The organism is Lacrimispora sp. 210928-DFI.3.58 (assembly GCF_020554865.1).
GTDB lineage: Bacteria > Bacillota > Clostridia > Lachnospirales > Lachnospiraceae > Enterocloster.
In genome coordinates, this window is the sequence record NZ_JAJCIC010000005.1 from 179,360 (window position 1) to 193,363 (window position 14,004).

Here is a 14,004-nt window from a genome sequence, read left to right on the forward strand (position 1 = left end):
CTGAAAAAACAAATTGAATATGTTTCAAAACATGATTTAAAGATTGTTGTTTTTTTTCACATATGATATATTAGAAGAAGACAGGAGGTTGCTATGGTAACAATTAAGGATATTGCTAAGCTGGCAGGAGTGGCGCAGGGAACAGTCTCCAATGTGCTTAACGGAAAGGGAAACGTCAGCAGTGAGAAGATCAGACGTGTCATGGATGCAGCCCATGAGCTGGGCTATGTGCCGAATGAAAGAGCGGCCCTTTTGCGCAAAGGGCTCAATAATTCCCTGGCAGTTATCATGCCTGATTCCCGCGCAAGGCAGTATGAGGATTTCTATCTCAGTTTTAAAAATTATGCATCAGGCCATGGCTTTACGGTTACCAGGTACTTGACCAATGAAAATACGCCGGGAAGTGAAATGGAAGCCCTTACGGAAATACGGCCTCTTATGGTAAGAGGGATTGCCTGCATTTCTGCTGTGGCAGGGACAAATTGTGAGGAAGCAGTATATAAGGAAGGCAGCGCTTTCTGGGAGGAAGGAGAAATGCCGGGTCTGGTGTTCATTGACCGTCGGCCAGGCTTTGAGGCAGATTTTATCGGCTTTGACTATAAGGCAGCCGGGGCCGGGATGGCAAGGGAGGCGATCCTGCGCAGATACAGCAATGTATGTCTGCTTACAGGAAATCTGGATTATTCCAATGAAGCAGACTTCTACAGGGGCTTCATGGATACCATAGGGAGATCCGACTGCCAGGTCATGCACATTCAGACAGACTCCTTCCGAAGATACCAGAATATCATGCAGATATTCAACGGACCTATGCCCCAGGCATTCTTTATCTCCAATTATGGCTTTGCGGAGAGTGTGAAAGATCTCTGCCTGACCTTTTACGGTACAGACGCCCCATTAGATATCTATACGGTTTCCCCGGTATTTACCATGCCGGAAAATGACTTTAAAAAATATGAAATGGATTACCGCCAGCTGGGAAAGGTGGCAGCAGAAACTCTGATACGCCAGGCCCAGGGCCGGGAGAAGCAGGGAAGCTGCCGCAAGCTGGTGGAGAGCAGCGGCTTTCGTGACTGGTATTCTAATATTATTGTGTCAAAGAGTAAAAAGCCTCTCAATGTGATCACCCTTGACAGCCCGGAGGCCTACATCATGAGGAATTTCTCAAAGCTGTATACGAAAAAAAGCGGCATTGATGTAAATATCTGCATTTATTCCTATGATGAAATTTATGAGGCCTTTAATGCCATGGATGCCTCTGCACGGTTTGATGTTCTCCGTCTGGATGTGACCTGGCTTTCCTGGTTTGCCGAGAAGCTGCTCATGCCCCTGACGGATATCGATCCTGGGATAGAACCGGTTCTTGAGGGCTTTTTGGAGGGGACTCCCGGTCATTATGCAAGGATCCACGGGAAGATCTACGCCCTTCCCTCCACTCCCAGCGTGCAGATACTGTATTATAGAAAGGATCTGTTTGAAAGCCCGATCTATAACAGGATGTATTTTGAACAGTTTCGGACAGAGCTGGCTCCGCCGGAGACATTTTCCGAGTTTAACCGCATTGCCTCCTTCTTCACCAGGGCTGTAAATCCCATGTCGCCAGTGGAATATGGCGCCACGATCACCCTGGGCTCCACCGGTGTGGCTGGTTCCGAATTCCTGTCAAGGCTCTTCAGCCACCAGGAAAACCTCTATGACGGGAATCAGGAAATACACCTGGATTCGGAGGTATCCCTTCAGTCCTTAAAGGAGCTGATCGAAGTAAAGCGTTATACGGCGGCAGACTACTGTAACTGGTGGACCAATACGGCAAGAAGCTTTGCGGAAGGTAATTTCGCCATGGCCCCCCTCTACAGCAACTATGCCAGCGATCTTCTGGGCCATGCCTCCAACGTGGTAGGGAAGATCGGCTATACCATGATGCCGGGCGCCAATCCCGTTATCGGAGGAGGAAGCCTGGGAGTGTCAAAATACTCCGAACACCCGGAGGATGCCTTATCCTTCATCAAATGGATGTGCAGCGAGCCTATTTCCTCGGCCGCCTCCCTTTTGGGAAGCACCTCTCCCTGTAAAAGGACCTATGACAACTACGAGGTGATCCACAACTTCCCATGGATGAACCTCTCCAAAAAGTGCTTTGCCCTCACCAGAGGCAACCGCATCCCGGAGAAGGCAGGGATGCCTTTTGACGAGCGGCGTTTCCTGAGCATTCTGGGCATGGCAGTCAAGAACGCCTACAGCAGCGTCACCACCCCGGAGGACGCCTTAAGAAATGCCCAGGAACAGTTTGAAAAATATTTCCAGTGTAAATTTTGAGCTGGGTTTTCCTTTCGTTTCCGCAGTTTGCGCTGGGCCTGCCGGGAGGAGGGCTGGAGGCTCCGGGTTTCGGACCTAAGAAGTGCTAAGACACCTGTTTTTTTCTAAAGGCCAGAGCCGAATCAAAGAAACTCGCTGCGCTCAAACAATCATTGATTCGGCTCTGAACGAAAAAACCAGCTGCCTAAGCACTTCTAAGGTCCTGCAAAGTCGCCCCAGCCCTCCTCCCGGCAGGCCCAGCGCAAACTGCGGAAACGAAAGGTTTTACATGCCCTTCCCCTTGGCAGCAACGGCAAAATCTGATATGATGTGAAATATTTACAGAGTATTATTTGGGGAGTTATGATCATGAACACACGGCAGATAGAGTACATCTTAGAGATCGCAAATGAACGGAACATGCAGCGGGCAGCTCAGAAAATGTTTGTTTCCCAGTCCACCCTCAGTCAGACGCTGGCGAAATTGGAGAAGGAATTAAATTGTCAGCTGTTTACAAGGAATATTCGTGAAATGATTCCGACAAGGGCAGGAGAAGTTTATATCCGGGCAGCAAAAGAAATGCTGGATATCAAAAAAGCAGCATATGAAGAGATCGCCAGGATCGCAAATGTTTCTCAGAAAAATTACCGCATTGGTATTTCCTCCCATGAAGGCATGGACCGGTTCCTGGTTGCTTCCGGGCATCTGCAGAAGACATATAAGGATATCGATATCCATGCGATCGAGGACAACTTTGACGGACTTCTGGAAAAATTGATGCAGAAGAAATTGACATTTGCGATCACTACCTGCGATTCCGTTCAAATGCTCCCGCTGCCGCACAAGGTACTCAAATGTGAGGAGATAAAGCTGGTTGCGCCGGAAGGCTGGCATCCGCAAGGATTGGAATTCTGCCCAAATGAAGTGAATTGGACACAGCTAAAGAGGGAGCGGCTGATCCTTCCTCTTCCCAGATCGACCACAAGAACCATGGTGGACAAGGCATTAAAGCAGCATGATATCCGCCCTATCATTGCGATGGAAATAGGCAATGTCGAGTCTACTCTGAAATTTGTGAGCCAGGGAAATGGCATTAGTTATCTGCCGGAGAGTCTTTTGACAGATAAGACAGGGTACTATTTCCTGTCAATGAAGCCGAAGCTGCTCCGGCATCTGGTGGTGATCTATAACGAGGGCACGGATGAGGACCCTATTGTACACCGTTTTATGGAATTATTAACAAATGCAGAATAGTCTGAGAGAGATTGCGGTCATAGCAGTCTCTTTTCTTTTTCTGAAATTGCGATAAGTTTTTCTAATAGCTCTTTATCACAATTTTCCATTGCAATAAGTTTTTGTGATAATGTTCAATGATTATTAAGAATTGGTAAAAATGTTTGTGCAATATTATAATAGAATCAGATTTGAGACAGAGATCAAAAATCATTCACGTGAATTATAAGTTCTATTTTCAGGAGGAAAAGATATGGAAGACAGAAATGCTGTACAGGATCTCATGGAGGCAAAGCTGGTAGCGATCTTCAGAGGCGTACCTGCAGAGAAAGCAGCCGATGTGGCAAAAGCATTAAAAGAAGGAGGCGTAAAATTTTTTGAAGTCTGCCTAAACCAGAGCAGCCGGGATATAAAGGGAGAGTTTCAAAAACAGTTTGAGGCTGTGAAGCAGGTGGTCGGCGAAGACGGTTATGTGGGAGCCGGAACGGTTCTTACCGTTGAACAGGTGGATTTTGTGAAGGAAATGGGTGGAGAGATGATCGTCTCCCCGTGTACGGATGAGAATATCATCCGAAGGGCAAAAGAACTGGGAATGGTGTGCATCCCAGGTGCTATGACACCTACGGAAGTCCATAACGCCTATGTAGCAGGAGCAGACGTGGTAAAGATGTATGTTGTTGAAGAGCCCCACTATATACAGATGTTAAAAGGTCCGCTGGGCCACATTCCTCTCCAGATCACATGCAATGTAAGTACAGAAACCATTCCCGAATTTTTAAAGGCAGGGGTCAAAGCCTTTGGAACAAAGGCAATGCTTCCGGATGCATTAGTAAACGCAGGGGACTATGCAGGAATTAAAGAAAAAGCGCAGAAGTTTGTTGAAGCAATCAAAAAGGCATCATAAAGGAGGAGGTATATGATATATTCATCGTTTCGCGCAAATGACGATCTGAAGAAATATCCAGAAGCAGTCAGAACAGCACTTGAGTATCTGAAGTCCAAAGATTTTACAAAAATGGAGGTAGGAACTTATCCGATCCAGGGCAAAGACATCTATGCACTGGTCCAGGAGATCACCACCTGCCCCATTGGACAAAGACGGGCAGAAGTGCACAAGCAATATCTGGATATCCAGTATCTTTGCACAGGAGAAGAAACATATGGTGTTGCACCGGATGTGGGCCAGGATACCATAACGGAATCAAAAGAGCAGAATGATATTTACTTTTTTGATTCTGTAAAGGAGGAAACATTTATCACGCTGAAAGGCGGCGACTATCTGGTCCTGTTCCCGGAAGATATCCACAGGCCTGGCTTGATGGTGGAAGAACCGGCAAAGATCAAAAAAGTAGTTGTGAAGGTTAATATGGATCTTATCTAAAGAAAATAAGGGGGATTACGAAATGAAGAAAATGATCAGACAAACTTGCTTTGGTATGGTAGCTATGATGGGAATCCTGATGCTTGCAGGCTGTGGTTCGGGGAATACCGGATCATCAAATACTAGCCAGACAACGGCAGCCGCGGAACAGAAAGCGGATGCAGGAAATGATGTGGAAAGCGGCAGCCCTTCTATTGAAAAACTGACGCTTGTCACCACCACATCCCAGGTGACCGGCGGCCCCACCCAGATGCTGCAGGAGGCGATCACGAAAGCCGCAGAGGGAAATGAAATGTTTGAATTTACCCATTATGACAACTCTACTCTGTTTAAATCCAGCGAGGAATTTCAGGCTTTGATGGATCATGATGTGGATATCGCATTTTTGCCGACCTCTTATCTGTATGATAACGGTGCTCTTTGGTGCGACATGTATTCCATGACATATCTGTTTGACAGCCCGCAGCAGATCGCAGAGTTCTTTGATCCTTACAGCGAGACCGGAAAGACATTTGCACAGAAGGTATATGATGAATTCCACTTCTGGCCGATCACTTCCTTTGATCTGAGCACACGAAATGTATGGCTGGCAAAGGACAAGGATGTCCGGACTCCGGATGATCTGAAGGGCATACTCTGCCGTGTGCCAAACGGTGCTTCCTGGGTAAAAATGGGACAGTCCATTGGCGTTTCTGCGACCAGTCTGGATTCCAATGAGGTATATCTGGGCATGCAGACAGGAACGATTGAAGCACAGGAAAACAATATGATCTCCTCCTATGCAAATGCACTCCAGGAGGTTACGAAGACGATCGTGCTGACTGGTCATCAATATAACTTTAACCTGGTCTGCGTAGCAGGTGATGTGTGGGATGCCTTGAATGATGCGCAGAAGGATGAGCTGACCAGGGTCATTGTGGAGGCAGTGAAGGAAAATGATGCAGCAGTTCAGGCAAAAGAAGCCGATATTTTAAAGGAATGTGAAGAACGTGGAATCCGCATCCAGACGCCGGATGTGGAGGCGTTTAAAACCTATGCACGCGAATTCTATCTCGCATCCGAGGAAGCAAAGGATTGGGATATGGATACCTATAATACCATCATCTCATCCGGAAACTAGCAGAGTCACTTGAGTGGAAAGGACGATAAGATGTCAAAACAAGAAAATATGATGGATAAAATCCTCAATATCGTAGAACTCTGGATTCCGATCTCAGCCTTTTCCATCCTGTTTTTAACATTCTTCTGGGCAGTGTTTTCCAGGTATATCCTTGGCGATCCGTGCCTGTGGAGCACGGACGTGGAGCTGGCCTGCTATATATGGACCGTGCTTTTTTCTGCCTCCTATGTGATGAGAAAGGACAGGCATGTAAGGTTTACCATTGTCTATGATCTCCTCGGACCGGTGGCACAGTGGTGGATGCGGGTGATCAGCAATCTGTTGATTTCTGTTCCATTTGCAATCCTGGTCCTGCCTACCTGCCGGTATCTGATATCCCTCCGTACCATCAGCACTGCGCTGAAGGTGCCGCTAAAATACTACTATGCGCCCATGATCTGGTTTATTGTCAGTGTCATGCTCTATGCACTGAGGGATCTTTTGAAGGATATCAGGCTTTTAAAAGAGGCCGGAGGCTTTGAGGGGCTTAAGGACAACGGAAAGGAGGAAAATTAAATGGGCATTAGTTCAGGCGTAATTCTTTTCTTTGCCATGCTCGCAGTGGTTATGATTTTCCGGCTTCCGCTGGGCATAGGAATGATGTCAATGGGCATTGTTTACATGCTGCATACAGGACAGAATTTAAAGCTGGTGGCAACGAACGTACTCAGTATGTACTATAACAACTATATTCTGATCGCAGTCCCTCTGTTCCTCTTTACGGCCAATGTTATGAATGCCGGAAAGATCACAAGTAAGATCTTTGATTTCTGCGATGCGATCGTAGGACAGCACAGAGGCGGACTTGCCTATGTCAATGTAGTGGCATCCCTGATCTTTGCAGGTATGTCCGGCTCTGCAACGGCAGATGCCTCTGGTCTGGGAAATATGGAGATCACTGAGATGAGAAAAAAGGGATATGACGGCGGATTCAGCTGTGCGATCACCGCGGCATCTGCGATCCTGAGCCCTATTTTTCCGCCCAGTATTACCATGCTGCTGTATTCATCCCTGTCAGGTGCTCCGGTAGGAAAGCTCTTTATGGGTGGTATGATACCAGCGGTAGTCATGGTATTGATCCTCTGCGGATATATCTTTGCTATTGCGAAAAAGAGAAATTTCCCTATGGGCAGGGTGCTTACGAAGCAGGAATTTATTTCCTATACCATCAGTGCGGTTCCGGCGCTGCTGACACCGGTGATCCTTTTAGGATGCATTTATACAGGTGTAGTGACACCAACAGAGGCAGGAGCCATTGCAGGAATCTATGCGCTTATCGTATCCTATGTAGTATACAGAGCCCTTTCGTTAAGGGACCTGGTTCAGATCTTAAAGGATACGGCGATCGGAATCGGTACAGTAGTCATCACAGTCGGCTGTGCTTCAATGATCCAGTATATTGCAGGATATGAGAAGATCCCGGTACTGTTTTCCGGCTTTGTACTGAATTTTGCACCAAATAAATATGTATTCCTGCTGATCATTAATGTCATGTTCCTGATCATGGGAATGTTCCTTGAGACAAATACGATCACATTGGTATTTCTTCCGATCATTCTTCCTCTGGTGAACCAGTTTGGAATTGACCTGGTGCATTTTGGAGTAATGTATTGTGTCAATGTTATGATCGGAATGGTATCGCCGCCTTACGGACAGCTTCTGTTTGTTACCTCTGCTGTCTCCGGCGTTAAGATTGCAAATATTGTAAAAGAGCTGCTGCCTATGATCGGGCTGTTAGTAATCTTTGTATTTTTAGTAGCATTTATTCCGGGAATTGTTACATTCCTTCCGAACTTATTGCTTTAATTGTTATCACACATTTTGATTGATAGGAGAAAACGTATGAGAGAGAATATTATCAAAAAGAAGCTGGCTGAGGGAAAAACATTATGCGGCATGGGAGTATTTTCCCAGAGCGCAGCGATCATTGAAATGATCGGTTACTGTGGATTTGATTTCATTTTTCTTGAAACGGAACATACTCCGGTTCCTGTTGCATCTGAGCTGCGTGATCTGATCGCGATTGCAAACGAAGCAGGACTTGGTGTTGTATGCCGTGTAAAGGCAAATGATGAGGTCATGATCCGCCAGGCATTTGAGTTCGGTGCGGATGCGGTTGTTGTTCCACACTGCCGTACTGCAGAGGACGTCCGCCAGATGGTCCGTGCGGCAAAGTTCCCGCCTTATGGTGTGAGAGGCGCATGCAGCGATGTGAGAGCTGCCCATTATGGATGCGATGAGGATTACAATTATCAGGACTTTATCAAGTGGTCCAATGAAAATACCCTGTGTGTGGCATTGGCAGAGGATCCGGAGTTCTTTGACAATATGGAAGAAATCTTGTCTGTGCCAGGGCTTGATATGGTCAACTTAGGGCCTTCTGACCTTTCTCTGGCCCTGGGCAAGCCGGACTGCTATAACCTGGACATGCCGGAAGTAAAGACAAGATTTGAAAAGCTCTATAAGGCGGCAAAGGAGCATGGAATTCCATTAATGGGGCCGGTTGCACCGCCAACCTATGAGCGTATGAAAGAGATGAAGGAAAATGGTCTGAGAATGGCGATCCTGAGGAATGACATCACCAATTTCCGCAATACACTGAAGGGGATCTACAACAGCGTAGTGGTTCCCAGCAGAGAAGATGATGCGAACAGATAAGGGCGTACGAAAGCCCTGACGCAGCAGATCGATTTTTCTGCTTTGAGAGGATCTTTTCATTGACATCCGCCTTTCCCGGTGCTATGCTTATGACGAACAGGGAGCTTGTGAAGCAGGCTGAGAGGAAGTAATCGAACTTCGACCTATTGTACCTGATTTGGGTAATGCCAACGTAGGGAAATATGGATGTGCAATGCCAGCATTGTTTGTGTTATGGTCCATGCCCTGCGGGGTATGGGCCATTTTTGGTTTAAGGCGTATCGTAAAGGAGGAAAAATGATGGACTACACCACGCAGATGGATGCTGCCAGAAAAGGGATTCTCACAGAGGAATTGAAAAAGGTAGCCCAAAAGGAACAATTTGATGCCAGTGAGCTTATGAAGCTGGTCGCAGAAGGAAAGGTGGCGATCCCTGCCAATAAAAACCACAAATGCCTGGAGCCTAACGGGATCGGCTCCATGTTAAAGACAAAGATCAACGTGAACCTGGGAACCTCCAGGGACTGCAAGGACCTGGATATGGAGCTGGAGAAGGTAAATGACGCCGTAAAAATGGGGGCGGAGTCCATTATGGATTTAAGCTCCTGGGGAGACACACAGAAATTCAGGAGAAAGCTGACTGCTGAGTGTCCTGCGATCATTGGCACTGTGCCGATCTATGACGCTGTGGTCTACTACCACAAGCCGTTAAAGGAGATCACCTCCGAGGAATGGATCAAAATTGTGGAAATGCACGCAGAAGACGGCGTGGATTTCATGACGATCCATGTGGGCATCAACCGCCAGACTGCCGACCGATTCAAGAGGACAAAGCGCCTGACAAACATTGTATCAAGAGGCGGTTCCATCATTTTTGCATGGATGGAGATGACAGGCCAGGAGAACCCCTTCTATGAACACTATGACAGGATCCTGGAGATATGCCGTGAGTATGATGTGACCCTCAGCTTGGGAGACGCCTGCCGTCCGGGATGTATTGCAGATGCAACGGACATTTCCCAGATCGAGGAGCTTGTAACCTTAGGAGAGCTTACAAGAAGGGCCTGGGAGAAGGATGTACAGGTCATCATCGAGGGACCGGGCCATATGCCTCTGAATCAGATCGCAGCGAACATGCAGGTGCAGCAGACCATCTGCAAGGGCGCACCCTTCTATGTACTTGGCCCGCTGGTGACGGATGTGGCTCCGGGCTATGACCATATCACCGCAGCCATTGGAGGCGCTATTGCAGCGGCAAACGGAGCCTCCTTCCTGTGCTATGTAACACCAGCAGAGCATCTGCGCCTGCCGGATGTCAATGATGTGAAGGAGGGTATCATCGCTTCTAAGATCGCAGCCCATGCAGCCGATATCGCAAAGGGCATCAAGGGAGCAGCAGACTGGGATTATGAAATGAGCACGGCCCGCAAGCAGCTTGACTGGGAGCGGATGTTTGAGCTCTCCATGGATCCTGAGAAGGCCCGCAGGTACAGGGCTTCCGCAAAGCCGGAGAAGGAGGATACCTGCTCCATGTGCGGAAATTTCTGTGCAGTAAAGAACATGAACCGTATACTGGACGGAGAGATCGTCAGCATTTATGATGAATGATGACAGTGCGAAGGCAGTTACTATGAAAATCCTGTGCCGGGTAGGCGGCACGAAAGCAGGTATGCCAGGTGCGCCCGCCAGGCTTTCATGGCGCGGCGGCGCGTTGGGCAACCGGGCGCATGGAGGTTTATTATGAAAATGAATGTGAAGAAATTGGCTGTCAGTGCCATGCTGGTGGCGGTGGCTGTGTCATTGTCGACCTTCTCGATCCCCATCGGGGCATCCAAATGCTTCCCGATCCAGCATCTTGCAAATGTCATTGCAGGCGTATTTCTGGGACCCATGTACGGTGTGGCAATGGCCTTCTGCACGTCCCTGATCCGCAACCTTATGGGGACAGGAAGCTTATTGGCCTTTCCGGGAAGTATGGTGGGAGCATACGTAGGAGCAGAGCTTTACCGCCTTTCAGGGAAGCTGTGGGCGGCCTATGCAGGAGAAGTGTTCGGCACCGGGATCCTGGGAGGCCTGCTGTGCTATCCGGTCGCCACCCTTATCATGGGTAAGGAGGCAGCCGTTTTTGCCTACGTGATGCCCTTCCTTATGAGTACATTGTGTGGTACAATATTTGCAGCGTTTTTAATGGGAGTGCTCTGCAAGTCAGGAGTATTCCTGTATCTGAAGCATATGCTGGATTCAGAAACAGAGGCCGCCAGGCTGAAATAGTAACGATTCAGCCATGCCATCTTCTTGTTTTCAAAAAGCATGAAAACAAGAAGCTTTGGCTGTCTGCCATATATCAATTTGTACAGAAATATGCTTATGCAAGCCAGCTTGCAACGCATATTCCCGCACAAATTGCCGCATGGCTGAATAGTTACCTGAAATAACAGAGGGAACACAGAAAATGATACAGAGACAATGGATGCATGGCCTGCGGGAATCAGCTCCCAGGGTACACTGCATAACGAATTATGTAACAGCGGGAGATGTGGCAAATATGGTACTGGCTGCAGGCGGTTCCCCTATTATGGCCCAGGGAAGGAACGAGGTGGAGGACGTGACCTCCATCTGCCAGAGCCTGGTGCTTAACATGGGAACCCTGGAAGAATGGACGGCAGAGTCCATGATACTGGCTGGAAAAAAGGCCATGTCCCTGGGCCATCCTATTGTCCTGGACCCGGTGGGCATCACGGCCTCCTCCTTTCGGAGGAGGGCGGTGCTGCGGGTGCTTGAGGAAGTAAGGCCTGCTGTTATCCGCGGAAATGTATCTGAGATCGCGGCTCTGGAGCAGGCCTTAAGGGGTCTGGAGCCGGGAAATACCTGCGGGGTGGATGCGGTGACGGAGCCGGGAAGCACCTGCAGAGCGGATGCAGCTGAAGCAGCAGGAAATGCCCGTGAAGGGGCTTTGCTGGCAGAGCCGGATCATATGCATGAAAGCGAAAGCAGTATGGCTGCCGTTTCCCTGCGCTCCCTCACAGGTTCTGTTATCATCATGACAGGGAAGGAAGATCTGGTTGCAGGGCATGCGCACGTGTACCGTATTAAGAACGGTCATCCCCTTATGGGGCGGATAACGGGGAGCGGATGTATGCTGGACGGTGTGCTGGGAGCATTTCTGGGAGCGGAAGCCTGCAGGGAGGATGGGGAACCGTCTGCCCTGTTCTATGAGAAGGCAGCCGTTATGGCGGTATGCGCCCACGGCCTCTGCGGTGAGCTGGCCTATGAGAAAACGGCAGCCGCAAAGGGCGGAACCGGGACCTTCCGCATGCACCTTTTGGATTGTATGAGCACATTAGATGATAAAATGCTGGAAAGAGGGAAAAAAATTGAAGTTCAGTAGAGACCAGCTGCTGATATATGCAGTGACAGACAGGGCGTGGACAGGGAAAATGAGCCTTTATGAGCAGGTGGAAGCAGCCCTAAAGGGAGGTGCCACCATGGTGCAGCTTCGTGAAAAGGGGCTGGAAGGCAAAAAGTCCGAAGAATTTTTAAAGGAAGCCTGTGAGATCCGCAGATTAACAAAAGCCTACGGTGTTCCCCTGATCATTGACGATGATGTGGACATCGCCCTTGCCTGCGATGCAGATGGAGTCCATGTGGGACAGAAGGATATGGATGCAGGGCTGGCCCGGAAGCTTCTGGGGCCGGACCGCATATTAGGAGTTACGGCAAAGACCGTGGAGCAGGCCCTGAAAGCCCAGGAGCAGGGAGCTGATTATCTGGGAAGCGGAGCCGTGTTCGGGACATCCACAAAAGCAGACGCAAAACCCATGACCATGGAAATGCTCAGATCCATCTGTACGGCTGTCTCCATACCTGTAGTGGCAATCGGAGGGATATGCCTGGACAACATAAATGGCCTGGCTGGAAGCGGGGCCGCAGGAGCGGCGATCGTGTCTGGTATCTTTGCAGCAGAGGATATTGAGGGGACGACAAGAAAGCTGAGAAAGCGGATGGAAGATAATCTGTCCATGTAGCCTGTTATCGCTCTTTATAAAAAGCCAATTTCATAAAAAGACCCGAATTTGCTTCCGAAAATGGGGCACGCTATAATGAGACCATAGGGATATGGCAGACATTATATAAGGAGGGTTCCGATGATGGAAAAACAGGAAACAAGTTTGGAGCAGTTTGCTGAATGGCTTCGCAGCAGGGAGAAAAGCAGGAATACAATTGATAAGTATGTGAGGGATGCCAGGCATTTTCTGGAGTATGTAGGAATGGAGAGCTGGGAGAAAGCACAGGTGCTCTTGTACAAGGAATATCTCCAGAAAAAATATATGACCTCCAGTGTAAACTCTATGCTGGTTGCCTTAAACTGCTACCTTCGGTTTATGGAAAGGCCGGAGTGCTGTGTGAATATCTGCCGTATGCAGAGGCGCTTGTTTCGGGAGGAATCCCGTGAGCTGACATTTCAGGAGTATAGAAATCTGGTAAAAATAGCAAAAAAGGAGAAAAGGACGCAGCTAAGCTGTATTCTTCAGACCATAGCATCCACAGGGATCAGAGTCAGTGAGCTTCAGTATATCACAGTGGAGGCCCTGAAAAGCCAGCTTGTGGAAATCAGCTGCAAAGGAAAGCAGAGAGTAATTCTTCTGTCGGGCTCTCTGACAATTTTGCTGAAGGATTATTGCCGGAAGATGAAGATTGAGCATGGAAGCATTTTCGTAACAGGTAAAGGAAAACCAGTAGATAGGAGATATGTGTGGGCTGGTATGAAGAAGCTTTGTACTGCGGCTAATGTGGCAGCCACAAAGGTATTTCCCCATAATCTGCGCCATCTGTTTGCGCGTTGTTATTATGAGAGGGAAAAAGATCTGATCCGGCTGGCGGATTATCTTGGGCACAGCAGTGTGGAAACAACCAGACGCTATACCATGATCAGCAGCAAGGAAGCATTTCAAAGACAGCTGGAGCTGGGTTTTGTTGTTAATGGGAAAGCTGGGAATAGAGGCATCACGATCTGTGCCCGGACATAATGTAGATTATGTCAAAAGAAATATAAATTGACTAGTACATACAAAGTTATAGTATCACTATTACATCTAAAATTCAATCATTTTTTCTAAAATTCAATCAATTTGTAAAGTCCTATTGGAAAGCGGGCAGCGAAAAAGAACGCCGTGTTTTCCATATGGGAAAATATCCGCGTTTTTTTGGCTTAAAATGCATTTATGGAGGCTGCTTTAGCAGCCCTCAGACTGTAGACAAAGTCCCGAGCGAGAGCTCGGACTTTTCTACATTTATCGCC

13 protein-coding genes and 1 riboswitch are annotated in these 14,004 nt (G+C 48.2%); all 13 genes read left to right on the plus strand.

The window, feature by feature from the left end:
* The first annotated feature begins 93 nt into the window (after positions 1–93).
* The 13 genes from LIZ87_RS05510 (at position 94) to LIZ87_RS05570 (ending at position 13,732) form a co-directional block, all read left to right on the plus strand.
* Entirely contained in the window at positions 94–2,316 is a 2,223-nt protein-coding gene (locus LIZ87_RS05510; protein ID WP_227145716.1) for an extracellular solute-binding protein, read from the plus strand.
* Between the two features lie 348 nt (positions 2,317–2,664).
* Positions 2,665–3,549, plus strand: a complete 885-nt coding sequence (locus LIZ87_RS05515) for a LysR family transcriptional regulator (RefSeq protein ID WP_178314389.1) — start codon at positions 2,665–2,667, stop codon at positions 3,547–3,549.
* Positions 3,550–3,781: 232 nt separating this feature from the next.
* Positions 3,782–4,432 carry a bifunctional 4-hydroxy-2-oxoglutarate aldolase/2-dehydro-3-deoxy-phosphogluconate aldolase gene (locus tag LIZ87_RS05520; RefSeq protein ID WP_178314391.1) on the plus strand — a complete coding sequence of 217 codons (651 nt, stop codon included), beginning with the start codon at positions 3,782–3,784 and terminating at the stop codon, positions 4,430–4,432.
* Between the two features lie 12 nt (positions 4,433–4,444).
* Positions 4,445–4,909 carry a YhcH/YjgK/YiaL family protein gene (locus LIZ87_RS05525; protein ID WP_178314393.1) on the plus strand — a complete coding sequence of 155 codons (465 nt, stop codon included), beginning with the start codon at positions 4,445–4,447 and terminating at the stop codon, positions 4,907–4,909.
* A 31-nt stretch (positions 4,910–4,940) separates the two neighbouring features.
* A complete protein-coding gene (gene dctP / locus LIZ87_RS05530) occupies positions 4,941–6,029 on the plus strand; it encodes a TRAP transporter substrate-binding protein DctP (protein ID WP_227145718.1) in 1,089 nt (362 codons plus the stop codon).
* A gap of 30 nt (positions 6,030–6,059) precedes the next feature.
* Complete coding sequence (locus LIZ87_RS05535; RefSeq protein ID WP_178314397.1) at positions 6,060–6,584, plus strand: TRAP transporter small permease; 525 nt, start codon at positions 6,060–6,062, stop codon at positions 6,582–6,584.
* Positions 6,585–7,874: a TRAP transporter large permease gene (locus tag LIZ87_RS05540; RefSeq protein ID WP_227145720.1), complete on the plus strand. Its 1,290-nt coding sequence runs from the start codon at positions 6,585–6,587 to the stop codon at positions 7,872–7,874.
* 36 nt (positions 7,875–7,910) lie between these two features.
* Entirely contained in the window at positions 7,911–8,726 is an 816-nt protein-coding gene (locus LIZ87_RS05545) for an HpcH/HpaI aldolase family protein (RefSeq protein ID WP_227145722.1), read from the plus strand.
* A gap of 87 nt (positions 8,727–8,813) precedes the next feature.
* Positions 8,814–8,922: riboswitch (TPP riboswitch) on the plus strand.
* An 83-nt stretch (positions 8,923–9,005) separates the two neighbouring features.
* The gene (gene thiC / locus LIZ87_RS05550) at positions 9,006–10,313 is read left to right on the plus strand and encodes a phosphomethylpyrimidine synthase ThiC (protein ID WP_227145723.1); all 1,308 of its coding nucleotides are present in this window, start codon (positions 9,006–9,008) and stop codon (positions 10,311–10,313) included.
* Between the two features lie 132 nt (positions 10,314–10,445).
* Positions 10,446–10,976 carry an energy coupling factor transporter S component ThiW gene (gene thiW, locus LIZ87_RS05555; protein ID WP_178314401.1) on the plus strand — a complete coding sequence of 177 codons (531 nt, stop codon included), beginning with the start codon at positions 10,446–10,448 and terminating at the stop codon, positions 10,974–10,976.
* A 181-nt stretch (positions 10,977–11,157) separates the two neighbouring features.
* Positions 11,158–12,093 (plus strand): hydroxyethylthiazole kinase, encoded by a 936-nt coding sequence (locus tag LIZ87_RS05560; protein ID WP_227145726.1) that lies wholly within the window; start codon positions 11,158–11,160, stop codon positions 12,091–12,093.
* Positions 12,080–12,730 (plus strand): thiamine phosphate synthase, encoded by a 651-nt coding sequence (thiE, locus tag LIZ87_RS05565; RefSeq protein WP_178314232.1) that lies wholly within the window; start codon positions 12,080–12,082, stop codon positions 12,728–12,730. The genes LIZ87_RS05560 and thiE overlap by 14 nt, the downstream gene beginning before the upstream one ends.
* Positions 12,731–12,853: 123 nt before the next feature.
* On the plus strand, positions 12,854–13,732 hold the full coding sequence (locus LIZ87_RS05570; RefSeq protein WP_227145727.1) for a tyrosine-type recombinase/integrase: 879 nt from the start codon (positions 12,854–12,856) through the stop codon (positions 13,730–13,732).
* The last annotated feature ends 272 nt before the right edge of the window (positions 13,733–14,004 follow it).